Source organism: Gillisia sp. JM1 (genome assembly GCF_000424645.1).
Lineage (GTDB): Bacteria > Bacteroidota > Bacteroidia > Flavobacteriales > Flavobacteriaceae > Gillisia.
Genome location: NZ_KE384218.1, coordinates 2082238 through 2107943, shown reverse-complemented (window position 1 = coordinate 2107943; position 25706 = coordinate 2082238). Strand labels below are relative to the sequence as shown.

Genomic DNA, 25706 nt, shown 5'->3' with positions numbered 1-25706 from the left:
TTTAGAGGTGTCAGAGATGTGAAATTCTTCCTCTATAGACTAACTAAATTATATGCATAATTTTTGAGCTCCCCAATAATATGGTTTGATCCGAGATCTGTAACCGAGATATAGGCTTCCTGATTTTTAATAGCAACTGGAATTTCTGTAAATCCCAATTCCTTAACTCTTAATTCTATAGGAAACTCATCATATTCCTGAGCTTTACTATTAAAATTTCCTAGAAATAAAAACAGAATAAATACAACAAGGTACTTGTTCAAAATTCTATTGTCAGCATATAAATTACGAGAAGAAACTAGTTTGTGCATTAAGGGCTGCTTACTTGAATAAATTTATTGTTGAATGAATGTTATAACAATCGTTCCATTATAAGCCCCAGCGCGATTTCCCAAAATATTACCTATATGCAAAGTCCCCCCAATTTCAATTTCATTGATACTACTTGCTGAAGCAGTTGTAATGAAGGTTTTAGGAACGCTATATGTCAAATTATCTAGACGAATTTTATCTCCACCATTACTGAGCATAAAGAAATCGTCATGAGAAATAGTAATGATAGTACCTGGGTTGGCTTTTACCTCATACATTGCAGAGGATACGGTGGGACCAAGATTTAATAAGTAAATTTCGCCGGTTTGGGTTCTTTGACTATTTGGTGTTACTACTACAGTCCCTCCAGTAGTCCCAAGAGTGAATTTTCCAAAATTTAAGAATCGTGCAGTTCTAACTTTTACTTCAATGGGGATTGGTGGATTTTCCTGAGCAATGGATTTTAGCCCTGAAGAAAAGGTAAATAATACCAATCCAAAATTTAAAATTAATTTCAGGTTTCGTTGGAATGCTGAATTTAAATTTTTCATTTCTGGATCATTATCTTTTTTGAAAAGTGCTGGTCTTTCCAGCTCAAATTAATTATATATATACCTGAACTTTTAATACCGTCTAAGCTTATGGTTTCATTTCCAGTAACCTTATTAACTTCTAAAAGCTGCCCCGTAATGGTAGTTGCCATTAGAGTCCCAGAACCACCATTTTTCAGATTCAATTTTACATATACTTTACCATCTATAATTTTAACGCTAAAAGGTTCATCATAAGCTAAGGCCGGATCACTAAGTTCATATTCAGAAAATATTAAGTAAAACCTGGAATTGTTTTCTCCAACTTTAATATTAAAATGATACTCTGGTTTATCAGAAAGATTCTGACCGATTCTTTTTACTTCATCAATTAGATAAACATTAAAATTGGAAGGTAGGTTTTTTATGTCTTTCAGCTGAATGCTCATTTCTCCATCCATTTCTGAGAGTATACCTAAAGGAATCCTTTGATTTGTATTTTTAAAAGATTCGGGTAAGGCATTTATGGATAATTTATCACTTTCAGAGGTAATACTATAAAGATTAGGTACGCGCTCATCAGTATTCATCAATTTTAATGCATCCATATCTTTTTCAAATACCTCTTTAGAAAAATGCTCAAAATAGATTACCATGGCATCCTTTTTACTGTTACCTTTAATTCCGGCGGAAAGTCTGATAAGTGATACCGGAGCTGGTTCAGCTTTTTTAATGAATTGCTGAGTAAAATCATTTACTCTTACTTCATTTGTCAAAGCCAAAGTTCCATTAGTAACTGAAGTGTTATCTCCACCATCGGTTACATGTACAAAGAAGCCTTGCATAGATGGAATTATACTAGAAGAACCCCCATCTGTACTAGAAACATTATTTACAAAAGAGGTATATGTTCCTTTGTATTGGCTGCTTGCAGAAAAGAAATAGATTCCGTTATCAATATTGGTTTTTGTCCATCCTGAAGCATTCCAGTCAATTGGAGAAGGGTAGGGGTTACCTACCAAATTAAAACCTTTGGTATAAGTACCATTGTTATTCGATAACTGACGAGTAAAATCGCCATTATTAATATTGCCACTAAGTTCTACTGTAACTGCATTGGCATCTGGACCAAAGTTAAATGCATAACCTTCCAGAGATCCTAATCCTGAAGCGGCAGTGGTATAAGGTTTCCACCCAGTGATATCATTAGTGTTATTATCAGTATTGTTAAGATCGGTGCTATTCTCATCATAATAATAAACTTGAGGAAATGTAGCGCTAAGATCTACATATGAAGAAAAATCTCCAACGGTAGAATTACCAAACGGACTGCTAAAATATTTATAGCCATAAGCAGCATCTAAATATCGTTGCATTTTTACAGCTCCAAGAATATTTCCATTTCCAGAACCATCTATAAGAGCAGTTTGGGTAACATCGGATATTAGAGTTAGATTTCCTCCAGTATTTAAGTTGCCATTTGTTGCTTTTAAGTAACCACTTATTTCTAAAATCCCGCTAAGGGAAACTCCTGAGGTATTATTAATAATTAAATTTCTGATCTTATTAGAAACAAAAGTATTGGCTAGAATGGTTTGAGGGTTATTTCCTAGCAGTCCTATAGTTCCATTTTCTAAGTCAAAAGTTCCATTATTAGAAACTGTTCCACTAATATTTAAGGTATTGTCTAAAACTCTTAGTGAGGTACCAGAACTTATAGTGAGATTCTTACATTCGCCTGCTGCACCAGTATTTAATAGAGGAAAATTTACAACCCCAGATGGAATTAGAACATCTAAAGTTGCATTTGGAATGATATTACAACTCCAATTATTTACTATATTCCAATTAGAATCTTGTGCTCCAGTCCAAGTATTAGAAGTGATTAATACAACATTTGTAGTTCCGGTTTCACTCATACAAGCGTTTACAGTTGCAGTGACTAAATAATCTCCACTATTAGAAGAATTAAAATTACTAACAGTGGGATTTTGTAAATTAGATGTAAAATTATTTGGCCCTGTCCAATTATAAGACGCCCCTGAAATATTGGATGCGTTTAGAATTAAATCACCACCTATACAAATAGGCCCATTATTGGAGGCATTAGGGGTTGGGGTTGGATCATTGTTCACAGTAAATTGTTCAGAATATATAGAACTTGCTTTTGGTTTAGAACTCTCAACTCTTATTTGGTAATCTGAGTTGGAAGGGTAAAGGGTTCTATCATTGGGAATTGGAACAGTTAAAGTCACAGTTCCAGAAGCTCCTACGGAATAACCAGTGAATGAACCTGTTAAAACTTCTCCTCCTCCACTTATGGTTGAATCATAAACATCATAAGTTGTTTTATTTGTAAAACTATTACCATTACCATTACCATTAGTAACGGTAAAAGTAACTTCAATTGAGGAGCCGCCACATACCGGAGTGCCAGAAACTGTTGGTTGACTAATTGATTGCCCATAAACAACCCCTGAAAAACTAAATACAAATAGAAAGAAGAGAATACACAAGAAGTGTTGTGTACATTTCAAATTATTAAGAGAATAGGTTAAAAAGTATTTTTTTACCATAGAATTTAGTTTGGGACTAATTCAGATCATATAAAATTTCATCATAAAGTATATCATCTTCTGTTTTATACGTAACCTTCAATTTGCCTTTAGAATAATCTATATCTCCGGGTATGTTTATAATAAACCTTCTTTTATTATTAGGGGTATAAACAGCTAATCCTCTGACCGAGGCAATAGCAGAGCTTTCACCTTCTTCAGTTATATATTCCACAGAAAGGTCGCCATAGGTTGAAAAATTCCCATTTCGATTAAATTCAATGGATAATTGAGTTTTATCATCCTCCTGTATTAAGAGGAACTCTTTTAAATTTACCTCGGTAGAAGATTCACCATTTCTAATTATTACAGGAATACTAATACCAAAAACAGTTTTAATATTTATTGAAATAGCATTTTCATCTACTATAACATCACTTTCCCCTAGAGCAGTTTCCTTTTCTACTGCTCTAAAATAAATATGAGAGCGATATTCCCCTGGGTTCATAAGATTACTCTTGGTAATTTGAACGCGTATAGTTTGTGCCTCATTTGGTGCCAAATTAACTCTTCGAGGATAATAACGTAGAAATTCATCGGCAAAATTCTGATTCTCTTCAGGCTCAGTAATCTCATCGAAACTTCCATCTTCTTTCATCTTGTATTGAATAAATGAAATAGCATAGGTAGCCGTATCTGCTCCAGTATTTATGAGGTTGATCTCTTTAGATCTTTCTAATCCTCTAAAAACTAATCTTTTAGGAATAACCATTAGATCTCCTTGGGCATAGATGAAAGAAGAATTGAAAATGAATAATATTCCAAGAACAAATAAGAATGGGGACTTTGAACTTTGTTTCATGATTTGTGGAAAATAGAAAAAGATTCTTTAATTAATTGAGAATCAAAGGTAATTAAACTATTGAAAACACAATAAGTCATTTCAAGTTCTTAATTATAAGAAACGGTTACATTAAATCCAGCTGAATTTGTATAATAACCAGAGGATTGATTAGCCTCAAGATTTAAAGTAGCTCCTATCTTTAAAATATCATCTCCCTGATTGGTAATACCTGGCAGAGGAGTTACTTGAAATTGGTTAATAACCATTATCTGATTAGGATTACTCTCATTATATAATGTGAAATTTTCAGGAAGGGTAATGGAATAATTATATTCACCGTGAGTAACAACAGCTTCTGCAGCAGATACTTCACCAGGAATAGCATTAGAGATTTGCACCCCATTAGCTGTTCTTGCTCCATCGGGGGATAAAATTATAGTTCCTTGGCTATATCCTGCTATAACATTTCCGAAGTTAAGATCCACCGACTTAGATATTTTAATTGGCTCTACTACAACAGCTCTTGCTTCGACATTGGTGGAAGCAGAATTTTGGGAATGAGCATTTATAGAAATAAAGACTATAAAAAGTACAAGTAAGATAGGTTTCATAAGTCGCTGCTGTTATCAATTAAATAGGCTTAGAACAAAAAACGCCGCCACAGGGGCGGCGTTTTATATATCTAATAAACTTGTTTCTTATTCGTAAGTAACTGTAACTGTAACTTCACCAGCATAACTACCAGCTGTAGCAGTAGTAGGCACATTTAATGTTCCTCCAACACTAAATGCTGCTGCAGTATTTGATGTTGCACCAATAGTGCTTGTAAGATCTGTTAATGTTACTTCTCCAGTTACAGGAGTTGTAACAGCCAAACCTATTTTATATGTAACATCATCGTCCTTAGTAACAGCGAAAGTTGGTACACCAAATACACCATAAGCAGCCATCTCCATAGCGGTTTCGGTGAAAGTTCTTGTTGTACCGTCAGCTGACAATACCACTGTAGCACCAGTAGCAGATGCTGAAATAAACGTTCCAAAATCCATTGTACCTGAATCAAGTGAGATTCCAATTGGACTTACAATTTCAGCTGTCACAGGAGCAGTTGCTGTATCTGTACTCTGTGCAAATGTTGTTCCAGCGATAAGAGCGAATAAGATAAAAGTAATTTTTTTCATATATAGGTAAGTTTGGGGTTGTTCAATATATCACCGCAAATATGGAGTATTTTAAATATAGCAGTAATAAAAAACCTTAAATACTCGTTATAAAACACATTTTTATCGACGAAAAGCATAAATCATATTGCATTTGAGAAATTTCCAAGAGGATAATTCTTTAGATTTGTTGCCTTTTAAGTTAAAACGATCCAAAATGGAACTTTTATTTTCCCATTTTTTGTTAAAACAAGAATTTAGTTTAAAAATGAACTGTCTTTTTTAATTTGGAAGACGTAAGAATGAGTTGAAGTAATAAAATGTAGGAGATATGTTGTATTGTATAATGTATTTCTTAGTTGTAGTTCACAGTAACATTAAACCCACCTTGATTAACATAGGTTCCTGGAGTCTGATTAGGATTTACTTTAAGAGTGGCCCCAACATTAATTTTCTGTGATCCTGCAGCAAGTGCATTATCACTATTAAAATCTGTAGTAAAATTATTGATCTCCATAGTTTCACTCCCATTAGATAACACATAGTTATCACCAGGTAAAGTTACCGCGTATGTATATCCAGATTCCCCAGTGATCTCGAAAGATGCTGCAGAAACTATCCCACCATCAGATAATGCTACATCACCAGAAGTTGTTCTTGTACTATTAGGACTAAGAGTTATTTCTCCACCATTTTTAGCATCTACGTTTGCAAATTTAAGATCTGAAGTTGTAGTTATTCCAATTGGTTGAATAATTGTAACCGAGGCATTAAAAGTTGCGGTGGCTTGAGCAAAACTCATACTAGAAAAACACAATGTTAAAATTCCGATAAGTGTATGAATGTTTTTCATAGTATAAAGCATATAAATAAGTAGGTACTCAAATATAAAAAACCACATCTTATTACCGATGAAATACACGTTAAAATCGACAAACAGCTTAAAAGTTTAACGTTTTGTTTTTATTTTCCGATTCGAAATCATCAATTTTTAATTCTACATCGCACGTTATCAGTAGTGAATTAGATTTTATAGATCAATTTAGAGGAATGTTAATTGTAGGAATTATTCTTACAATTCTTGGACCTCCTATTTCTAAAGCGGGATTAAGGTATATTTATACTGGTTGTTATAATAATCTGGAGATAACATATATTTTGTAACTTTTCCTCTTAATTTTATAAACTATGAATAAGACTTACACTACAAGTTTACATCTTCCAGCCGTAGATTACGGACTGCTGTTTTTGAGAATTGCAATTGCAGCATTAATGCTTAGTCATGGAATTCCGAAATTAATAATGCTTTTTGGGTCTCAAGAAATTTCCTTTGCAGATCCTTTTGGAATTGGGCAAACCGCTACGCTAACTCTCGTAGTTTTTGCTGAAGTTATTTGCTCTTTGCTTATAGCTTTTGGTCTGGCTACCAGATTGGCAGCATTTATTCTTTTATTTACTATGGCCTTTGCATTTTTTGTTATCCATGCGGAAGATCCTTTTCAAACTAAAGAATTGGCCTTAATATATTTAGTAGTTTATATATTTATAGTGATAGTGGGAAGTGGTAAATATGCTTTGGATCATTACTTTCTTAAGAAATAAGCTCAAAAAACGAACTAATTAAAAAATATAAACATGAAAAATTTAGGATTACTGGCTACTTTAAAAGCCAAAAAAGGGAAAGAAATGGAAGTTTCCAACTTTATTAAAGAAGCTGTTAATTTGGCGAGAAAAGAGGAGAAAACAATAACTTGGTATTCGTTTAAAATAGATGAATCTACTTTTGGGATCTTTGATACTTTCGAAAAAGAATCTGGAAGAGAAGCACATTTAAATGGTGAGATAGCTAAAGCACTTATGGAAAAAGCTTCAGAATTATTAAGTGAGCCACCAACTATTAAAAAGGTTGAAATTCTTTCTGCTGTATAATTTTTATAATTACACAAAAATTAAAAAGGCCTAACACAAATTTGTGTTAGGCCTTTTTATATAAATGGACCTTTTACTCAGCAGAATCCATCATTGCAAAGAATTTATCAAGATTAGGAATAATAACTATTCTCGTTCTTCTATTTTTAGCCATATTTTCTTTGTCAGAATTCTCTACTAAAGGTGCATAACTACTTCTTCCAGATGCAATTAATTTGGAAGGATCTACATTATACTTGTCTTGTAGCTCTCTTACAATAGAAGTTGATCTTCTAACACTTAAATCCCAATTGTCTTGAATATGAGATCCGGGTACCATAGTTTGAGAATCTGTATGACCTTCTACCATCACTTCCATACTAGGTTCAGAATTAATAACTTCTGCTAATTTTTTCATCAACCCATCAGCTTTGTTATTCAATCTGTAACTACCACTTCTAAAAAGCAGTTTATCAGATACATTTATCATCACTACTGTTTTATCTACGGTAATTTGAACATCATCACTTTCAGAATCATCAGTGATAGATTGCTTTAAATTATAAGAAACTGCAAGATTGATTGAATCTTCCAGAGTGGTTGCTTTGCTTAATTCACTTTGATCTACTTTTGCTAAAGTAGCTCTCATTTGTTGTTTTGTTTTATTGGACATAACGGTAAGATCGTTCATCTCCATTTTTTCGTCATTAGATTCTTTTAAAGAATTGATCTTCGCATTGTAATCTGCAACACGAGATTCAATAGCATCTAATTTTGCCTGCGCCTCTTCTTTTTCCATTGCAGTACGCTGCAAATTACTTTGAGTGTTAGACAATTCAGTTTCTAGTGCTACATATTTTTTCTTAGACACACATGAGCTGAACATTGCTACAGACAATACGGTTACTAATACTGTTTTTTTCATATTATAAATTTTGATTTAAAGGTCCTTGATTATTTGATGATAAATTATATTCTTATTTTTACTAAGACCCTATCGCTTCTCTTTGCGATAACAGTGCCAGTGCATGTGCCTACAATCTAATTTATTAACAGAGATCTCTTTTAAAGCTAAGTTGATATTAGTTTAAGCAGTTAATATTCAGTTATCTAAGAAATAATCTAAGTCCAAGCCGGGGCCTTAAAAAGCCCTTTTTTATAGAATCTACGAACATATTAAAGCAATCATTTCTGTGGAAATCATAAATTAAGTGGGAATAATTACCACAGAATTAGAAGAATATTTGCCCTAGAAGTTGGTATAGTGCTATGCCACATCCTGGAATATATTAATTTGTTCTACGATTTTCGGTCCATTTTTTCCTTTAGTATTGAGATTTTAGGAAAATTGATTTAAAATAAATCTGCTACTATCAAGCCTGGATTTTGAATAAAATGAACTTCTTTAACAAAAATTTATAAATGAATATTTTAAATTAAAGAGTCCTATCCTTTATTATACTCTCTTTATCAATTAAATTTGAAGTTCAAGCACAAAAAGGATTGGAAAACGAAGAAAAGAAGAATAAATTTTTAAGGGTAATAGGCTGGATATTTTTAAGCCTGCTTATCCTTATAATTGTTATTTTACTTTTCGTCCGCAGTCCTTGGGGTCAGGGAATTATTGTGGATAAAGTTATTTCTTCTATTGAAAAAACTACAGGCACCAATGTCGATATTGAAAAACTCTTTATAACCTTTGATGGGAATATTCTTCTAAAGGGCTTATATATTGAAGATAAACAAGGTGATACTCTGGTTTACTCTAAATATTTAGAAGCAGATGTTCCGCTCATACCCATCATTCGTGGAAAAGGAATTTCCATTGATTTCCTGGAATGGGAAGGAGTTGTGGCCAATATTGTAAGAAAAGACAGTGTTAGCGGTTTCAATTATCAATTTATTGTAGATGCATATGCCACTGCAGATACTACAGCAGCTCCTCAGGACACTGCTGCTGCTCCTATTCAAATAAGTCTGGGGGATCTTAAATTTTCGAACTTCAAAGTTAACTTCAACGATGTTGTTGGCGGGATCAACAGCAAATTAATACTTGATCGGTTGGAAGTGGAAATGGAAGAAACGGATCTTGAAAACATGAGGTTCCAAATTTCTAAGGCCGAGCTTGAAAACACCAATTTTAAATACACACAAACAAAACCTTTTCCTCCCTCGGAAACAGAAGATACAGCTGCTCTTCCATTTATTAAAGTAGACAACATTGTCTTAAAAAATGTTTTTGCTGATTATTCTTCAGAACCTGATGGTCTTTCTACTGTTGTGGAAATAGGAAATTTTACAGGTGATTCTGGAGAAATAAATTTAGACCAAAGTATTATAGATATAAAGGAGGTTAGCCTTGCCAATTCTGATATCCTATTGGAGATGACAACTATCGCAGCAGATACTGCTGGTACAATAGTTAAAGAGGAACTTGTAATTAATGAAGAATCTCAGACCTTTGATTGGCCAGAATGGCAGGTAAATGTAGAAGCGATTGCACTGGAAAATATAGATTTTAGTTATTTTGTTGATGGAGCAGAAGTGGTGGAAGGTAAATTTGATCCCAATGCAGTAGTTTTAAAAGATCTTGATTTTATAGCTGAAAATATTCTGCTGAAAGAGGAAGCTGCAGGAATGCATTTAAAAAAATTCAATTTTAAAACAGCATCAGGATTAGCTTTAAATCAGTTTAATTTTGATCTGGAAATCACCGAAGATATACTGGTACTTGAAAGCCTGGATTTTAAATTAAATGAGAATGAACTCCACGGAAACTTAAGCCTGAATTATGACTCCCTGCAGCAATTAATCAATTCTCCGGAAAAGGTAAGTATAGAAGGAGAGTTTTCTGAAATCGATATTCATCTGAAAGATATCTTTCCATTTCAGCCTGAACTTAAGAACAATGAATATTTAGCCGCCTTAAGCGAAAAACCAATTTCTGGTAATCTGAAAATTGCTGGTAGTCTTTCTTCATTGGAAATTTCTTCTGCAGATTTCAACTGGGGTGCTAATACTTCTTTATCTGCAAGTGGAACAGTTCAAAATTCTCTGGATCCGGAAAACTTAAGATTTGACTTTCCTAGCATCAAACTATCTTCCAGAAGATCAGATCTTCAGAAGCTCATAAAAGAAGAAGATCTTGGCATCAAAATACCCGAACGGATATCACTAAATGGAAGCTTAAAAGGCAATCCTGAGGATATTTCCACAAATGCTTTCTTGCGAACTTCTGAAGGAAACATTAAACTGAACGGTAATTTCTCAAGTCTTGAAGGATTGGTTTATAATGCTGATCTTGAAGTAGAAGATCTTCAGCTGGGGAACCTTTTGGGAAATGATCAATTAGGAAGCTTAGACTTCAATTTAAAAACATCCGGAACTGGGGACAATGTCAATCAATTAGATGCCACATTGGAAGCTACCATTGCAAAATTTGAGTTTAATAATTATGTATTTGAAAATATTTCTCTGCAGGGAGAACTTGAAGATGGGAAAGGTTTAATCACTTCTTCTTATAAAGACAAAAATCTCAATGCAGATCTTAAAGCTTATGTTTCCCTAGACTCAGTTGCTCCAAAAGTAAATGCAGAATTGGATGTAATAGGAGCTGATCTTCAGGCGCTGGGAATAATGGAAAAAAATGTGAGAGCCGCTTTTAATCTGGATGTAACTTTTGAAGGGAATGCTGAAAATTTTGAACTAGTATCAGTGATATCTGATGGAGTTTTTGTGTATGATGACGCTCCTTACCAGTTAGGAAATATGGAGATCAGTGCATTTGTAGGAACAGATACCACAGCTGTTAGCATTGATAATAATATTATCAATTTAAAATTGAGATCTAATGCCAGCCCGACAGATTTTAGTTCTGCTCTTTACGATCACTATGAAAGTTATCTCGTTGAAGGGACACGTACAGATACAATTCAGGATCCTGTAAAACTTGAGTTAAGAGCAAATATCAATGAATCACCGCTTTTAAATGAAGTATTTTTCGCTGATCTTACAGAATTGGATACGGTTGCAATAAAAGTAGATTTCAATGAAAAAGACAGGAATTTATCTGCGTCTATAGAACTGCCGCATATTAACTACGCAGGTACTGAAATTGATAGCTTGTCTTTCAGGCTTGACACTAATAAGGACGTCTTTGTTTTCGGATTAGGATTTCAGGAATTAAATGCAGGACCTCTTGCCATTAAGGAAACTGTAATAGATGGCTCTATAGAAAATCAAAATTTGTACCTGGATTTCACCTCTTTTCATAACGATAAAGTTATGGTTCATGTAGCTTCTGAAATTTCCAAGGAAGATGATACATTTAAAGTTCATCTATTCCCTAAGGATCTTATATTAAATTATGAGGAATGGAATATACCGGCCACCAATGAAGCTTTCTTTAAAGATAAATATGCTGAATTCAATGATTTCAGATTGAGCAGAAATAACCAATTAATCGAAATAAGTGATAAAATTGCTGATGTAGAAAGAGAACATGTCGGGATACAATTCAAAAATTTTGAACTAGCAACCCTACTAAACTATCTAAATCCCGAAGATACTTTAGCTACGGGAAACTTGAATGGGAATTTCATAATTGAAGAACCATTTGTTAATAATGGATTACTTGCAGATCTTCAGATAAATGAATTCAATGTTAAGGGAGTGCCTTTAGGAACTCTTAATTTGGAAGCTGAAGCAGAAGGCCTGCAAACCTATGATGTTGTTATGGGACTTCAAGGCGGAGCAGCCAATCTGGATTTAACAGGAAGATATACTGCAGTTGAAGGAGCTGCTGAAATAGATTTAAATCTAATTTTAAATGAGCTAAAAGTGGAAGCTCTGGAAGGATTTACAGATGAAGCTATAACCCAGGGAGATGGGAGTATTTCTGGAAATATGAATGTCTCGGGATCATTGGCTGAGCCAGATTATGAAGGCTCGTTTACTTTCAATAATGCTGCTTTTACAGTAGCTACTCTGGATGCTCCTTTTAAGATTAACAATCAAACCTTAAGCCTAAACAATGACGGGATATATTTTGATTCCTTCACTGTAAATGATGCTACCGGCAATTCATTTATTGTAGATGGAAGTGTTTTGACAGAAAGTTTTATAAATCCTTCTTTTGATTTGGAATTTGAAGCTCAAAACTTTCAGGTGCTTAATTCAACAGCCGAAGACAATAAATTATATTATGGTACTGCAATTTTGGATGTTACAGCCTCTTTAACGGGAAATTTAAATATTCCTGTACTAGATCTAAAATTAAATGTTGATCCTAAAACCAACTTTACTTACGTAATTCCTGAAGATGAATTGATGCTACAAGAAAGGGATGGCGTTGTAATTTTTGTAAACCGTGAGAACCCTGACGCTATTTTAACCAAAAATACAGCTGAAGAAACTGTGAATATCTCTGGATATGATATAAGTGCGCTATTGAATATTAGCGAAGGGGCAGTGCTAAGTATAGTTCTGGATGAAGAAACCGGAGACAAATTTCAGGTCCAAGGGGAAGGGGAGTTGAATTTTGATGTTTATCCTAACGGAAGAACTACTCTTACCGGAATCTATGAAATTAATGACGGTTTCTATGAAATGAGCCTATACGGCCTTGTAAAGAGAAAATTTAATTTAGTTGATGGAAGTAAGGTTACCTGGTCAGGTGATATTTTTGATGCAGATCTTGATCTACGGGCAGTTTATAAAGTGGAGACTTCTGCTTCTTCCTTAATGGCCGCTCAAACTGCGGGTGCGGATGCTTCGGTTAAAGGAAAATTTAGGCAGGAGCTACCTTTCTTTGTTTATCTAAATATTGACGGGGAATTGTTGCAACCAAAGATTTCATTCAATCTTGATATGCCAGAAAGCGAACAGGGAGCAATTGGCGGTGCGGTTTACGGAAGGATTCAGCAGCTTAACAGTCAGGAACAAGAGCTTAATAAACAGGTTTTTTCCCTTTTGGTGCTAAATCGTTTCTTCCCAGAATCCATTTCAGACGGTTCAGGAGGTGGCGGTGCCGCAGGTATAGCAAGGGACAATATCAATGATGCTATCTCAGATCAATTAAATGTTTTTGCTGAAAATATTTTAGGTGATTCAGGAATTGAACTGGATTTTGGTGTTGACAGTTTTACAGATTATCAAGGGTCAAGCCCTACAGAAAGGACCCAGCTGAATGTTGCTGCTCAAAAAACACTTCTTGATGACAGGCTTGTAGTAAGAGTGGGAAGTGATGTAGACATCCAGGGTAGCAGTCCTGTGGAAGGAGAGGGAACTCCGTTGATTGGAAATGTGAGTATTGCCTATCTATTAACCGAAGATGGAAGGTTCCGAATTCAGTTTTTCCGAAGAAATGAATTTGAAAATGTAATAGACGGGCAGCTTATTGTGAGCGGGATTGCTTTTATTTTTACCAAAGAATTTAATAAGTTTCAGGAATTGTGGGACAGCCTTCTTTTCAAAGGAGAAAACACTACCGATGAAGATTAAAAGATAACAGAGACTCATGCTAAAAAAAACATATTTACCTCTTTTTATAGGAATCATTTTCCTGGTAATATTGCAGGGATGTAGTGTGGAAAAATTTATTCCAGAAGATAAATTACTTTATACAGGCGCCGAATTGAAAGTACAGGATTCAGTTGCCAAGATTAATGACTATGATGAACTAGTTATGCAGCTGGAAGCTTTACTACTGCCAAAACCCAACGGAAAATTTCTTGGAATGCGTCCTAAACTATATTTTCATTATAAAGCACAACAGGAAAATCCGGGTTTTATAAACAAATTCTTGAATAAAAAATTGGGAGAGGAACCTGTTTATCTTTCAGATGTTGACGCTAACTTCCGGGAAGATTTATTGATTAATCGGTTGGAGAACAGCGGATTTTTTTACAGTACTGCAAGCTCCACCATTATAGAAAATGAAGAAGAAAAATTAGCTTCTGTAGAATACGAAGTGAATATGAAAGAACCTTATATTCTGGAAAAATATAAGTTAGATACAGATTCTTTAAAGATCTATAAAAGAATTGGGGAGTATCTGCCTGAATCACCCATTGAAGAAGGTATGCGTTTCGATTTGAGTTTATTAAAACTGGAACGGGAACGCTTGGAAAGGAAACTGTTGCAGGATGGATATTATAATTTCAATGCCGGTTTCTTAATCTTTGAAGCGGATACCAACCAATATGTGAATAAAAAATTCGATCTTTTTCTTCGGCTGAAAAAGGATGTTCCTGAAAAAGCTATCATTCCCTATAAAATTTCTAAAGTTAATATTTACCCCAATTATGTATTAGGAAATGATTCAATTGCACAGGATACGGTAAGGTTTGATGGTAAAAATTATATCCAGGCCGAAGAATTTTTCAAACCTAAAAGACTGGATCCATATATATTGATCAATGAGGGGGAATTTTATGATCCCTCAGCTTCCAGGAACACCAGTAGAAGATTAGCCTCCATAGGAGCTTATAAGTTTGTAAATATAAAGTATGATGAGGTAGAAACATTGGGAGATAGCCTGGGTATTCTTGAGGCAAATATATTCTTATCCCCTTTAAACAAAAGAGCTTTTCGTGCTGAATTACAGGTGGTTACAAAATCTAATGATTTTATAGGGCCTCATTTGGCTTTGACCTATTCTAACAGAAACCTTTTCCATGGAGGTGAAATTTTGAACCTAACAGGTAAGTTTGGTTATGAAGTTCAGGTAACCGGGAGCGATCTGGAAACAATTTCCAGCACGCTGGTGGGATTGCAGGCAGATCTTATATATCCAAGATTGTTATTTCCAATATCCATAAATGACGACTGGTTTGAATATTCTATCCCAAAAACCAAGATCAGTTTGAGTGGAGACTATGTTATAAGGACCAACCTTTATAGCATTGGCTCAGTTTCAGGAAGGTTTGGATATCTCTGGAATGCAAATAGATTTGTCACTCATGAGTTGAATCCTGTTTCAATAAATTACGTGAAGCTAGCCAACACAACCCAGGAATTTGAAGACATTCTGGATGAGAATGTATTCTTAAGAAACAGTTTTCAGCAAGAATTTATTGCAGGGCTTACCTATTCCTTTACATATAATGGAATGATAGATGCAGGCAAGACACATCAGTTTTATCTTAACGCTAATATGGAGACTGCCGGAAATACCATGAGCCTCTTCAGTAAAGAAGCTGAGGAAGGCCGAACAGCTTTTGGACTTAAATATGCCCAGTTTGCAAAAGCTGATGCCGATTTAAGATATCATTATAATTTTGGAAAGGAACAAAAAATTGCAACCAGGTTATTTGCCGGACTAGGAATTCCTTTTGGAAACTCAGACGTTATGCCTTTTAGCAAACAATATTTTTCTGGAGGGCCATATAGTGTTAGGGCATTTAGAATAAGGTCTTTAGGACCGGGTAGTTATGAACCGGAGGAATCAGAAAACACCTCATATTTTGACCAATCGGGAAATCTAAGGTTAGAAGGCAATATAGAATACAGATTCCCAATTATTTCATTCCTGAAAGGAGCCGTATTTGCTGATGCAGGAAATGTTTGGACAACAAGAGAAAATCCAGCTTTACCCGGAGGAAAATTCGGAAAGGATTTTTTAAGTGAGTTAGGGGTCGGTGCAGGAGTAGGCTTAAGGGTTGATATACAGAATTTTGTCATCAGACTTGACGTAGCTGCTCCAATGAGAGTGCCATTCCTGCCTGAAGGAGAGAGATGGACCTTTGCTTTTGATGAGCCTATATTTAACTTTGCTGTTGGGTATCCTTTCTAATGCTGAAGCTTAATACCATAAGCCAGATCTCCTGCATCACCTAAACCAGGAACAATATATCCTTTATCATTCAATTCCTTATCTACCGTTGCTATCCATAGCTTGGTATCTTCAGGGAAATGTTCAGCGATATGTGCAATCCCTTGTTCTGAACCAATTACTGAAGCCAAATGAATTTCTTTTGGAGTTCCCATAGCTTTTAATGCATTGTAAACATTCACAAAAGATCTACCGGTAGCCAACATAGGATCGGCTAAGATTAAAATTTTGTTATCTAAAGACGGAGAAGCTAAATATTCCACTTTTATTTCAAATTCAGTTTCAGAGATCTGATGTCTATAAGCTGAAATAAAAGTATTTTCAGCTCCGTCAAAATAATTTAGCAATCCCTGATGTAAAGGTAAACCCGCTCTAAGAATAGAACATATCACAACATCTTCTTCTGGAATGTTGCATTTAGAAGTCCCTAAAGGGGTTTTAATATCTACGTTATTATAGGAAAGTGATCTACTTAATTCATAACCCAGGATCTCACCAACTCTTTCAATGTTTCTTCGGAATCTCATTCTATCAGATTGTACTGATACATCTCTTAATTCTGAAATAAATTTATTGAGGATAGATTGTTGTTCGCCTAGATTGTTTACTTGCATTGAATGGATTTTGGATAAATTTAAGCAGAATATTTAGTAAGATATTCATTCATCTCAATAAAATCTAATTTTTATATTTCGTGGTGCTATTTTTGATATTATAGAGTTTCTAATAATTCCTTATTTTTATTAAATGAAAATATATTATATTTTTTTCTTACTTGTTATTAGTTCTAGCCTCGGATTTTCCCAAGAAATACCTGTAAAATCCACACCTATTGAGCGAGAAGGAACTTCTTTTCCTCCGCCAAACGAAGGTTCTGCAATTCCATCAACAAAATCTAATAATCCATTTTTTAAGCCTAAAGTGAGAACTTCTAATTTGCCTTCAGAAAAAAAAGAAACTTTTAGTATGAAAACGGGAAACGATCTTTTAACAGCTGGAGATTTTATTGAAAAAAAATGGACTGAGGATAAAAGAATTAGTGAAGAGTATAGAAAAGACCAATATTTAGGAGATTTTAAAACTGGAGGAAGTTATGTAGAAGTGTTATGTAGGGATTACCAATATGTAGATGGAGATAAAGTGCGGGTATATGTGAATGGTAAGATGATAGAGTCTGTTTTAGAATTACAGGCAAATTATACACCAATTTTAGTGAAGTTGGAAAGTGGCTTAAATAATATTGAAATTGAAGCTCTTAATCAAGGGAGTTCCGGGCCAAATACCGCAGCTTTCAAGATCTACGGAGATCAGGGAGAATTAATTACCTCTAACGAATGGAACTTACTTACAGGTGCTAAAGCAAGTGTTATTATTGTAAAGCAATAATTATGTTTCAAAATGATATCAAATATCATAACTTGAAAAAGCCACAAAACAATTGTTTTGTGGCTTTTATATTAGATTCCAAATTAATTAATCGTCTGCTATATCTTCCAATCTTTTTACACTAGAAATGGTATTCTTAATTTCATGTAATTGGCTAGTAAGCATTTTTTTAACATTAGGAGAAAAATAACCTTTGCTCAGTTTTTCCTCATATTCTTTAGCACTTGCTTTTTCACCTCTTATACATTCTTCTAATACAGCTTCATCATCATTTCCAGAAAGAGCAGTTTTTATATCTATCCAAACGCGGTGTATACTCCCTGTGGCACTACCTTCCTTAATTTTTGGATGAGCATTAAGATCGTGAAGCTCTTTTTCTATTTCGGTTTTAAATCTATTTCTAATCACTACTTGCTTTTTGAAGAACTTTTTTAAACTAGGGTTTTTTACATCTTCTAATGCTTTTTTAAATCCTTTTTCCGCATCATAATTCTTCTCTAAAAGTTCATTAAGGTTTTTCACAACTTCATCATGACTTTCTTCTTTTGCTTCTTCTCTAGTGGTTTTCATATTTTGTATTTCTGTAATTTCATATAAATATACAGTGATAATTATTGAAAAAAACTAATCTAAATCATATTTTGCAATGGTTTAACATAATTTGTTAAGATGTTAAAAATTAGCTTAGTTTTTCATTTCAGATGCATCAATCAATTATTGAAAAAAAATAACAGACATAAAATTCTATATTTAAATTTTCTGAGGGGATTAAAATAAATTAAATAATCTTAGATGCTTTACTTAATTTATTACGAAATTAGTACCACTTTTTAATTTTAGTCTCAATTTATTAATTCCGTTACTTATGAAAAAAGTTCTTATTTGTATAGACTACAACCCAACTTCAGAAATTGTTGCAGATGCAGGATACCAGCTTTCTAAATCTTTAAATGCTGAAGTCTGCTTGCTTCATATTATTGCAGATGTTCAGTATTATGGAGTGCAGTATCCCACTTTTATGGGCTATCATGGGTTTGATGCTGAAATAGATCTAAATATAAATAAGGAAATGCATAGCGTTGCAGAGAATTTTTTGGACACCGTAAGAAAGCACCTCAAAGATACGCAGGTAGAAACTAAAGTTATTGAAGGGACCACTGCCGAGGTTATTTTAGAATATGCATCTTCATGGAAGGCTGATACTATTGTCCTTGGAACACATAGTCATAATATTTTGGAGAAAATTTTTATTGGGGATGTGGCATCTAAAATATTGAAGAATACCAAGATTCCTGTTTATATGGTGCCTACTAACAAATAAAACCTATTTCATTATAATTATAAATAATTCAAAATAAATATGGATGAAATAAAACTTTATATAGAATACGTTGCGAAGGGATTGGAAGCTGTAGGTGTAGTAATTATTGCTATTGGGGCATTAATAGCAATCTCTCGTTTTCTTGTTTCTCAATTAAAATTTAAAAATCATCTCTATACTAGATTAAGACGTGAGCTTGGCAAAGCAATTTTATTAGGTCTGGAAGTATTGGTTGCAGCAGATATTATTGCAACTGTTGTAACAGAACCTACGCTCAAGAGAGTATTTACTTTAGGAGTGATTGTTCTTATAAGAACATTTTTGAGTATATCTCTACAAGTTGAAATTGAAGGAAAGTTTCCATGGCAATCAAAAAAAATAGAAGCAGAGCCGTATTCCAACTAATATCTCAAAACTTTTTAGAAACACATTTGTTTTTTTTAGCGATAATTAATTCAAACCCATTAATGGTTTAAATTTTTACTTACCTTTAATATTCTAAATATCAGAGTATTCCCTCCAATTGCCCCACTAAATTTTATCCCTAAAATTAAAAATAATCAGAAATGAGAAACCCTCATTTTTCAATTTTTAAAATTAAACTATTCATTTTCATTAATAAATAGTTTAGTTATGGAGTTAACGGGAACATTAGATACCACTATGAAGTAGGTATTATCTAAAGAGATTAAAGGCCAAATAATCTTTCCAGAAGACAAGATTTACGAAGAGTCAAGAAAGGTCTACAATGGAATGATCAATAAGCATCCAGGGACGATCATTAAATGTATTGATGCTGCCGATGTAATAACAGCCGTAAATTTTGCAAAAGAAAACAAATTGCTACTTGCAATTAGAGGAGGAGGCCTTAATGGTGGCGGACTCGGTTCTTGTGACGGCGGAATGGTAATAGATCTTTTAGAGAATAAATTTGTATGTGTTATTGCTGAAGATAACACGGTAAATGTAGGAGCAGGTAATTTATGGAGAGAAGTCGATCATGCTACTCATCCTTTTGGCTTAGCAATTTCATCTGGAATAATTTCTACTACAGGAGTTGCAGGTCTTACACTTGGGGGAGGAGTTGGTTATTTAGCAAGAAAATGCGGCTTAACTATAGACAGTTTACTAGAAGTAGATATGGTAATGGCAGATGGCACTTATCTCACTGTGAATAATCATCAATACCCAGATCTATTCTGGGCAATTCGCGGAGGGGGAGGAAATTTTGGTATAATTACCTCTTTTAAATTTCAGGGACATCCACTAAAAACGGTCTATGGAGGTCCAACATTGTGGCCTATTGAACAAGTAGAAGAGATAATGGAATGGTACGATGCATTTATTGAAAACGCAGAAGAAGACCTTAATGGATTTATTGCTACTATGATAATTCCAAGACCACACTTTCCAGATTTTCTTCATAATAAAAAATTCTGCGGAATTATTTGGTGCTATTTAGGCGATCCAAAAAATGCGAAAGAAGTATTTAAGCCAATAAAAGAATTGAAACCTATTTTCGAACATTTAGGGGAGATGCCTTTTCCGGCACTTCAAACTATTTTTGATGGTATGATGCCACCTGGATTACAATGGTAATGGTGTGCCGATTTTTTTAATGAATTAGGACCAGAATTAAGAAAACAACACAAAAAATTTGGATCTCAAATTCCAACTCCTTTATCACAAATGCATCTATACCCTATTAATGGCGCGGCAAGTAGAAAAAAGAATTCTGAAACTGCGTGAGCCTACCGGGACGCAAAATATGCTGGAGTAATTGTAGGAGTAGATCCAGGAAATGCTGTTAAAATAACAAAGTGGTGCAAGGATTATTGGGAAGCTTTACATCCTCATTCTGCAGGAGGAGCATATTCCAATTTTTTAATGAATGAAGGGGAGGAGCGAGTTAAAGCAAGTTATAAAGGGAATTACGATCGCTTAGTTGAAATTAAAAGAAAGTACGATCCTAAGAATTTGTTCAGAGTAAATAAAAATATTAAACCTTAATAAATATTAAAATGAAAAGAGATATAAAATCATTTCGGAGTATTGGACCAAGTTTATTAATGGCTGCTATTTTTGATTACTTTCTTTTAGCCAAGAAAATAATCAAAAAACATTTGAAAAATTTTTCGTAAAAGACGTTAAAAGTTCAAATATCACGGGGTCCTTGCCCTGAATTTATGCCCGAAGGTTGTGAAATTTCGATCTTGCATGGAGATCCGGCTAAACCAAATGTTGATATTCTTTTTAGATTACCCGCGAATACTGATATTCCCAATCATTGGCATAATTCTGCATAACGAATGATTCTATTGTCTGGAGAATTACATGTAACCTATCAAGGTGAAAGCACCCAAACTTTAAAACAGGGGAATTACGCTTATGGCCCAGCCAAAAAACCGCATTCTGGAAAATGTGGTAACTCAAAGCCCTGTGTTCTGTTTATTGCGTTTGAGAATCCATTAGATGCTATACCAATAAATAAATAACCTAAGAAGAAGAGTTTGAGAAAATAACTAATGGAATATATTATTTTTAAAGTAGCAGATGTTAAATGCGTAATGATTTGTGTGATTATTATTGTACTTTTACACATCGGTGAACGTATTAATGCCCTTCAAGTAATTTTGTTACCCTCAACGACGATATAATTTATCTTTTTTGAGATCTTTTTGCTTCCTAATCGAGTGTTTTTACGTGTTGCCAGATTGTTCATGCAGAACAGTTATATAATAATTAATATTTTAAGTAAGAATGGCGAGACCACAAGAAAGTTTTGGTAAAAAAGAAAAAGAAAAGAAACGTTTAAAAAAACGTGAAGAAAAGCAACGTAAAAAAGATGAGCGCAAATCTTCAGCTAAGAGTGGCGACTTGGAAGATATGTTGGTTTATGTAGACGAAAACGGACAATTAACAGATACTCCACCAGATCCAACCAAAAAGGTTAAGATTGATGCAGAGAGTATTGTTATTGGTGTTCCTAAAAAAGAATATATAGAAGAAGATCCTTTCCATAAAGGAAAAGTTGAATTCTTTAACGATTCTAAAGGATTTGGATTTATTAATGATCTAGATTCTCAAGAAAAATATTTCGTTCACATTAGCGAATTGGTAGATGAAGTAAAAGAAGGTGATAATGTGATTTTCGAAATAGAACGCGGAATGAAAGGAATGAATGCCGTTAGAGTTAAAAAAGGTTAAATTTTTTATTAAACCTGTCATTTCAAATCGTTTAGAAACTATATTTTAATTGGTTCTTACCAAAAGTAGCATTTAGTTGATTTAAGTTTTATAACTATTACGATGGAATAAAGCTAAATTTGTCATTTAAGATAAAATGTATGTACTTTAGATGATATTAAATTATTAAACTCATCTAAGCTGTTTTATTTATAAATAGCAATTAAAGTTATGGAACCGTCTGAAGTTACATCCGATTATTCTTCATACTCTTCAAAAAAGTTTGAACTAAAGCGTGATGAGTATAAAGCCATATTCGAAAAAGTCTCAAATTCTGAAGAATTGAATAGAGTAATACTATTAAATTTTTCAGAATTATCCAATTTCTATATTTACGCAGCCCAAAACGAATTTCAGCTATATTCCGAAGAAAAGTTTCACCCAAAGGAATGCTATTTATTTAATTATGCTTTAGCAAACCCATATAAGGATCTTATGCTGTTGCATAGGGATGTTTTGCTTCAGCTTCAAATTGCCACTTATAAGTTAAAGGGAAAAGTTGTTTCAAAAGAGTCTACTCATATTTTATATAGGTAAATTTATTTGTTCGGTGCAATAATTGTTTTCTTTTTAACCTGATGGAGATTAGAAAACTCTATCTTTCCATTGCTGCGGTTAAAAAATGCAGAAGCCATTCCTATCCTTCCCTCTAATATTTCCTTTCTTAAAAATTCACTTTCTTTAAGAACCACACTTTTAGATTTTTTTAAATTCCATTTCGTGATCACATCTGCCAGGTTTGATAATTCTTCTAAAGAAATTTCTGCTTGAGTTATAATATTTGCTTCAAGGGCTTCTACTATCAAGGGTAATAAATACGAATTCCGGCCTTCTTTATAATTCTTTAGCGCTTCAGCATATATTCTATTGGAAGAATTTCCCATAAACAATATTAATTTCGCACCCTGGTTTAAGCACGCCACTTCAAGACTTTTGATCACCTGATCATCTGCAAGATTACCTGCCGTTCTTATAGGAATAAGGTCACCAATCCCCGTATTCATAAGCACGTTCAAAGGTTCCCTCATATCAATGCAATTCACAATAGCGGCCAGCGGAGGCGCATTGATAAAATCCATAAGTTCTTTGTTCCTCAATCTTCGGGATACTAATTTCCCGTCAACATAGCGTTGATTACCTTCTTGTAAATAATCAAAGATTTCTGTGGGAGTAGATTTTTCTTTCACTTCCTGCAATTCTTCCTGAACAAACTCCAAATCCTCACCTAGAGCGTATTTTTCCTTTAACCCTAGTATACTAAGATTTATGTTATGCTCTTTAGCAAATGTATTCTGGAAATCCTCAAAAATCTCAAGAACATCATTATCTATATAACTGGCAAAAGTAGCATCTATAATTACGGTAGATTCATCTGGCACATTCCATAAAGTGTTTTTGATGGAGGCTTTATTGAAAAAGGAAACTTCATTTGAAAGTTCCAGCCTTATGGTTTCCCCTTTAAAAATTTTAGTGTTTTCCACAAAAAATGCATTGTGGTAATTGCTTCGAAGCAAGAAGAAAATACTTACCAAGGTTCCAATAAAAATTCCGATAAGCAAATCTGTATAAATAATTGCTATTATAGTTACTACAAAGGGAATGAATTGATTCCAGCCTTTTTTGAACATAGCAGTGACCACGTCCCAGGAGGCAAGCTTGTAGCCTATTACCAATAAGATCGCTGCAAGACTGCTCAAAGGGATAAGGTTCAGGATACTGCTAAGAAATAAAACACTTAACAGGAGAAAGATACCGTGTAAAATAGCTGAAAGTTTTGTTTCTGCACCTGCATTGATATTTACTGAACTTCTCACAATTACAGAGGTAATAGGAATTCCGCCTATTAGCCCGGTAACGGTATTTCCTATACCTTGCGCCACCAGCTCCCTGTTTGGTGGTGTATTTCTTTTATGGGGGTCAATTTCATCTGCCGCCTCAATAGCCAGCAAGCTGGCAATGGAAGCGATAAGGGTGATGGTTATTGCCACACCCCATACCTTAGGGTTCGTAATAGAAGAAAAATCTGGGAAGGTGACCAACTGTGAAAAACTTTCAATTTTTGGAATGTTAACCAATTGTGCCGTATCCAGGTGAAGAGAAGGAAATGCATATTCAAATATCACATTAAGCAGAACACCCAAAAGTACTACCACGAGTGCCGGAGGCAACAATTTAAAATTTTTGAGTGGAGTTTTATCCCATGCAATCATAATCGTTAAGGAAATGGCTGAAACCACCAGGGCGCCGGCAGTGAGAGAATTATAAAATCCGGTAAAAACAGTACCTATTTGATTGAAAAAATTTACCTGAGGAAGAAAATTATTTTCTGCATTTGCATCGATCCCCAGAGCATAGGGAATTTGAGCAATAATAAGAATAATTCCAATAGCCGCCAGTAGGCCTTTAATAATATTGGAAGGCATATAATCTGCTATAAGACCTGCCTTTAAAATTCCGAGAGTGAACTGAAAAATTCCACCCAGAACTACGGCCATTAAAAAAACTTCAAAACTTCCCAGGGAGGCAATAGAGGATAATACTACTGCTGTCAAACTTGCCGCAGGACCACTCACACTTACAGAGGAGTGACTTACACTTCCTATGACAATTCCACCTACAATTCCCGAAATAAGGCCAGATAGTAATGGTGCACCACTTGCCAAAGCAATACCCAGGCACAATGGCAGCGCGACCAAAAATACTACAATACTTGCTGGTATATCTTTATTTAACCTTGAAAATATGGGCTTCTGCAGCTGATCCATATCTACTCTACTGGCTATTTTACTTAGATTAGGAATCTTTTTCAATGGAGCTATTTTTGCGTCTTATAAATGAAAAGATCATTGATAAGGGCGTTGGTCGTAAAAATAACAAAATATAAACAGGTAATTTCAATTTAAAGCTTGTACGGCCGTTTTTTATTAAATTTTTACCAAATATTGAAAAATCACGCGGGACGTTTATTAATCTGTTTGAGGAATTACTTTAAATAGATATCTTTAGTAGAATAACATTTCTTAAAAAATGCATTTATCGTCTCTCATCATTATTCTCATTTTTGGATTGGTGATCGCAAACATGAAATTGTTCTTTAAAGGTAAGCTCTCCAAATATCTTCATTTTCAAAAAGCACACCATATTTATCATGAACTACATACTATCACTGCAGAAACGGCATTTGTAGTTAGAACATTCTTTTTTGTGATCTTCGGCTTAACCATTGCTATCACATCTCTTTGGAATTTAAATGTGGCACTTATAAGTTTAATGATCATTGGTTCTATCTACGGAATGAGATTTGTGTTACTAAGAATTTTCATAGGCGCAGATCTCCTTCCGCAGTTATTTATAGCGCCACGAGGATTAATTACCGTACTCTTATTTTATGCAATCCCTGTGGAGGCCCAAATAGAAAGTTTTGAACCTGGAATCTTATTATTTGTAATTATAGGAACCAGTCTTATAATGACATTTGCTATGATTTATGATAAACGTAGATCTTCTAAAGCATTAAAAGAAGCAAATAGTATTAAGGTAAGTACCACCAAATGGAAGGCTACTGCTTTGGAGGAAGCTTCTAAGTAAATTAACCTTGCGTTGTGATAGAA

24 protein-coding genes are annotated in these 25706 nt (G+C 34.1%); 13 read left to right on the top strand and 11 right to left on the bottom strand.

From position 1 onward, the window contains the following. Positions 1 to 32: 32 nt before the first annotated feature. From H033_RS0112900 to H033_RS0112870, 7 genes are all read right to left on the bottom strand, one after another. Positions 33 to 311 carry a hypothetical protein gene (locus tag H033_RS0112900; protein ID WP_026838679.1) on the bottom strand — a complete coding sequence of 93 codons (279 nt, stop codon included), beginning with the start codon at positions 309 to 311 and terminating at the stop codon, positions 33 to 35. A gap of 24 nt (positions 312 to 335) precedes the next feature. Then, entirely contained in the window at positions 336 to 863 is a 528-nt protein-coding gene (locus H033_RS0112895) for a DUF4402 domain-containing protein (RefSeq protein ID WP_026838678.1), read from the bottom strand. After that, positions 860 to 3418, bottom strand: a complete 2559-nt coding sequence (locus tag H033_RS0112890) for a T9SS type A sorting domain-containing protein (RefSeq protein WP_026838677.1) — start codon at positions 3416 to 3418, stop codon at positions 860 to 862. The genes H033_RS0112895 and H033_RS0112890 overlap by 4 nt, the downstream gene beginning before the upstream one ends. 16 nt (positions 3419 to 3434) lie before the next feature. Beyond that, positions 3435 to 4259 (bottom strand): hypothetical protein, encoded by an 825-nt coding sequence (locus tag H033_RS0112885; RefSeq protein ID WP_026838676.1) that lies wholly within the window; start codon positions 4257 to 4259, stop codon positions 3435 to 3437. A gap of 89 nt (positions 4260 to 4348) precedes the next feature. Beyond that, on the bottom strand, positions 4349 to 4852 hold the full coding sequence (locus H033_RS0112880) for a DUF4402 domain-containing protein (protein WP_026838675.1): 504 nt from the start codon (positions 4850 to 4852) through the stop codon (positions 4349 to 4351). A gap of 87 nt (positions 4853 to 4939) precedes the next feature. Beyond that, positions 4940 to 5341 carry a DUF4402 domain-containing protein gene (locus H033_RS0112875; protein ID WP_196809441.1) on the bottom strand — a complete coding sequence of 134 codons (402 nt, stop codon included), beginning with the start codon at positions 5339 to 5341 and terminating at the stop codon, positions 4940 to 4942. A 415-nt stretch (positions 5342 to 5756) separates the two neighbouring features. Next, the gene (locus H033_RS0112870) at positions 5757 to 6254 is read right to left on the bottom strand and encodes a DUF4402 domain-containing protein (RefSeq protein ID WP_026838673.1); all 498 of its coding nucleotides are present in this window, start codon (positions 6252 to 6254) and stop codon (positions 5757 to 5759) included. A 335-nt stretch (positions 6255 to 6589) separates the two neighbouring features. Here H033_RS0112870 and H033_RS0112865 point away from each other — a divergent pair, with 335 nt between their 5' ends. After that, positions 6590 to 7003 (top strand): DoxX family protein, encoded by a 414-nt coding sequence (locus H033_RS0112865; RefSeq protein ID WP_026838672.1) that lies wholly within the window; start codon positions 6590 to 6592, stop codon positions 7001 to 7003. A gap of 33 nt (positions 7004 to 7036) precedes the next feature. Next, positions 7037 to 7330 (top strand): putative quinol monooxygenase, encoded by a 294-nt coding sequence (locus tag H033_RS0112860; RefSeq protein ID WP_026838671.1) that lies wholly within the window; start codon positions 7037 to 7039, stop codon positions 7328 to 7330. Positions 7331 to 7403: 73 nt separating this feature from the next. Here H033_RS0112860 and H033_RS0112855 read toward each other — a convergent pair whose 3' ends face one another. Next, a complete protein-coding gene (locus H033_RS0112855; RefSeq protein ID WP_026838670.1) occupies positions 7404 to 8234 on the bottom strand; it encodes a flagellar motor protein MotB in 831 nt (276 codons plus the stop codon). A gap of 578 nt (positions 8235 to 8812) precedes the next feature. Here H033_RS0112855 and H033_RS0112850 point away from each other — a divergent pair. Next, complete coding sequence (locus H033_RS0112850) at positions 8813 to 13810, top strand: translocation/assembly module TamB (protein WP_026838669.1); 4998 nt, start codon at positions 8813 to 8815, stop codon at positions 13808 to 13810. A 16-nt stretch (positions 13811 to 13826) separates the two neighbouring features. Then, the gene (locus H033_RS0112845; protein ID WP_026838668.1) at positions 13827 to 16103 is read left to right on the top strand and encodes a BamA/TamA family outer membrane protein; all 2277 of its coding nucleotides are present in this window, start codon (positions 13827 to 13829) and stop codon (positions 16101 to 16103) included. Here the strand turns inward: H033_RS0112845 and upp are convergent. Next, positions 16100 to 16756: a uracil phosphoribosyltransferase gene (gene upp / locus H033_RS0112840; RefSeq protein WP_026838667.1), complete on the bottom strand. Its 657-nt coding sequence runs from the start codon at positions 16754 to 16756 to the stop codon at positions 16100 to 16102. The two genes, H033_RS0112845 and upp, sit on opposite strands and share 4 nt — an antisense overlap. 133 nt (positions 16757 to 16889) lie before the next feature. Here upp and H033_RS0112835 point away from each other — a divergent pair, with 133 nt between their 5' ends. Beyond that, positions 16890 to 17528: a hypothetical protein gene (locus tag H033_RS0112835; protein ID WP_026838666.1), complete on the top strand. Its 639-nt coding sequence runs from the start codon at positions 16890 to 16892 to the stop codon at positions 17526 to 17528. Positions 17529 to 17615: 87 nt separating this feature from the next. Here the strand turns inward: H033_RS0112835 and H033_RS0112830 are convergent, their stop codons facing one another. Continuing rightward, positions 17616 to 18098, bottom strand: a complete 483-nt coding sequence (locus tag H033_RS0112830; RefSeq protein ID WP_026838665.1) for a ferritin-like domain-containing protein — start codon at positions 18096 to 18098, stop codon at positions 17616 to 17618. Positions 18099 to 18393: 295 nt separating this feature from the next. Here H033_RS0112830 and H033_RS0112825 point away from each other — a divergent pair, with 295 nt between their 5' ends. The 7 genes from H033_RS0112825 to H033_RS0112800 all read left to right on the top strand — a co-directional run bounded on the left by H033_RS0112825 (position 18394) and on the right by H033_RS0112800 (position 22632). Continuing rightward, on the top strand, positions 18394 to 18849 hold the full coding sequence (locus H033_RS0112825) for a universal stress protein (RefSeq protein ID WP_026838664.1): 456 nt from the start codon (positions 18394 to 18396) through the stop codon (positions 18847 to 18849). Positions 18850 to 18888: 39 nt separating this feature from the next. Next, positions 18889 to 19254 carry a DUF1622 domain-containing protein gene (locus tag H033_RS0112820; RefSeq protein WP_026838663.1) on the top strand — a complete coding sequence of 122 codons (366 nt, stop codon included), beginning with the start codon at positions 18889 to 18891 and terminating at the stop codon, positions 19252 to 19254. 348 nt (positions 19255 to 19602) lie between these two features. Continuing rightward, positions 19603 to 20448: an FAD-binding oxidoreductase gene (locus tag H033_RS22145; protein ID WP_231367618.1), complete on the top strand. Its 846-nt coding sequence runs from the start codon at positions 19603 to 19605 to the stop codon at positions 20446 to 20448. A 180-nt stretch (positions 20449 to 20628) separates the two neighbouring features. Next, complete coding sequence (locus H033_RS22300) at positions 20629 to 20859, top strand: BBE domain-containing protein (protein WP_316928649.1); 231 nt, start codon at positions 20629 to 20631, stop codon at positions 20857 to 20859. 299 nt (positions 20860 to 21158) lie between these two features. Beyond that, a complete protein-coding gene (locus H033_RS22135) occupies positions 21159 to 21344 on the top strand; it encodes a cupin domain-containing protein (RefSeq protein WP_051227913.1) in 186 nt (61 codons plus the stop codon). A 265-nt stretch (positions 21345 to 21609) separates the two neighbouring features. Further along, positions 21610 to 22056 carry a cold-shock protein gene (locus H033_RS0112805; RefSeq protein ID WP_026838662.1) on the top strand — a complete coding sequence of 149 codons (447 nt, stop codon included), beginning with the start codon at positions 21610 to 21612 and terminating at the stop codon, positions 22054 to 22056. Between the two features lie 210 nt (positions 22057 to 22266). Beyond that, positions 22267 to 22632: a hypothetical protein gene (locus H033_RS0112800; RefSeq protein ID WP_026838661.1), complete on the top strand. Its 366-nt coding sequence runs from the start codon at positions 22267 to 22269 to the stop codon at positions 22630 to 22632. 2 nt (positions 22633 to 22634) lie between these two features. On the opposite strand, the gene H033_RS0112795 is transcribed toward H033_RS0112800, so the two are convergent. Further along, positions 22635 to 24905: a bifunctional SulP family inorganic anion transporter/carbonic anhydrase gene (locus H033_RS0112795; RefSeq protein ID WP_026838660.1), complete on the bottom strand. Its 2271-nt coding sequence runs from the start codon at positions 24903 to 24905 to the stop codon at positions 22635 to 22637. A gap of 217 nt (positions 24906 to 25122) precedes the next feature. Here H033_RS0112795 and H033_RS20245 point away from each other — a divergent pair, with 217 nt between their 5' ends. Next, complete coding sequence (locus H033_RS20245; RefSeq protein WP_231367616.1) at positions 25123 to 25683, top strand: hypothetical protein; 561 nt, start codon at positions 25123 to 25125, stop codon at positions 25681 to 25683. Positions 25684 to 25706 lie beyond the last annotated feature (23 nt).

Bases quoted from the DNA above. Each gene is read 5' to 3' on its own strand.
- H033_RS0112900 (WP_026838679.1), bottom strand. From the start codon at position 311: ATGCACAAACTAGTTTCTTCTCGTAATTTATATGCTGACAATAGAATT.
- H033_RS0112895 (WP_026838678.1), bottom strand. From the start codon at position 863: ATGAAAAATTTAAATTCAGCATTCCAACGAAACCTGAAATTAATTTTA.
- H033_RS0112890 (WP_026838677.1), bottom strand. From the start codon at position 3,418: ATGGTAAAAAAATACTTTTTAACCTATTCTCTTAATAATTTGAAATGT.
- H033_RS0112885 (WP_026838676.1), bottom strand. From the start codon at position 4,259: ATGAAACAAAGTTCAAAGTCCCCATTCTTATTTGTTCTTGGAATATTA.
- H033_RS0112880 (WP_026838675.1), bottom strand. From the start codon at position 4,852: ATGAAACCTATCTTACTTGTACTTTTTATAGTCTTTATTTCTATAAAT.
- H033_RS0112870 (WP_026838673.1), bottom strand. From the start codon at position 6,254: ATGAAAAACATTCATACACTTATCGGAATTTTAACATTGTGTTTTTCT.
- H033_RS0112865 (WP_026838672.1), top strand. From the start codon at position 6,590: ATGAATAAGACTTACACTACAAGTTTACATCTTCCAGCCGTAGATTAC.
- H033_RS0112860 (WP_026838671.1), top strand. From the start codon at position 7,037: ATGAAAAATTTAGGATTACTGGCTACTTTAAAAGCCAAAAAAGGGAAA.
- H033_RS0112855 (WP_026838670.1), bottom strand. From the start codon at position 8,234: ATGAAAAAAACAGTATTAGTAACCGTATTGTCTGTAGCAATGTTCAGC.
- H033_RS0112845 (WP_026838668.1), top strand. From the start codon at position 13,827: ATGCTAAAAAAAACATATTTACCTCTTTTTATAGGAATCATTTTCCTG.
- upp (WP_026838667.1), bottom strand. From the start codon at position 16,756: ATGCAAGTAAACAATCTAGGCGAACAACAATCTATCCTCAATAAATTT.
- H033_RS0112835 (WP_026838666.1), top strand. From the start codon at position 16,890: ATGAAAATATATTATATTTTTTTCTTACTTGTTATTAGTTCTAGCCTC.
- H033_RS0112830 (WP_026838665.1), bottom strand. From the start codon at position 18,098: ATGAAAACCACTAGAGAAGAAGCAAAAGAAGAAAGTCATGATGAAGTT.
- H033_RS0112825 (WP_026838664.1), top strand. From the start codon at position 18,394: ATGAAAAAAGTTCTTATTTGTATAGACTACAACCCAACTTCAGAAATT.
- H033_RS0112820 (WP_026838663.1), top strand. From the start codon at position 18,889: ATGGATGAAATAAAACTTTATATAGAATACGTTGCGAAGGGATTGGAA.
- H033_RS22145 (WP_231367618.1), top strand. From the start codon at position 19,603: ATGATCAATAAGCATCCAGGGACGATCATTAAATGTATTGATGCTGCC.
- H033_RS22135 (WP_051227913.1), top strand. From the start codon at position 21,159: ATGATTCTATTGTCTGGAGAATTACATGTAACCTATCAAGGTGAAAGC.
- H033_RS0112805 (WP_026838662.1), top strand. From the start codon at position 21,610: ATGGCGAGACCACAAGAAAGTTTTGGTAAAAAAGAAAAAGAAAAGAAA.
- H033_RS0112800 (WP_026838661.1), top strand. From the start codon at position 22,267: ATGGAACCGTCTGAAGTTACATCCGATTATTCTTCATACTCTTCAAAA.
- H033_RS20245 (WP_231367616.1), top strand. From the start codon at position 25,123: ATGCATTTATCGTCTCTCATCATTATTCTCATTTTTGGATTGGTGATC.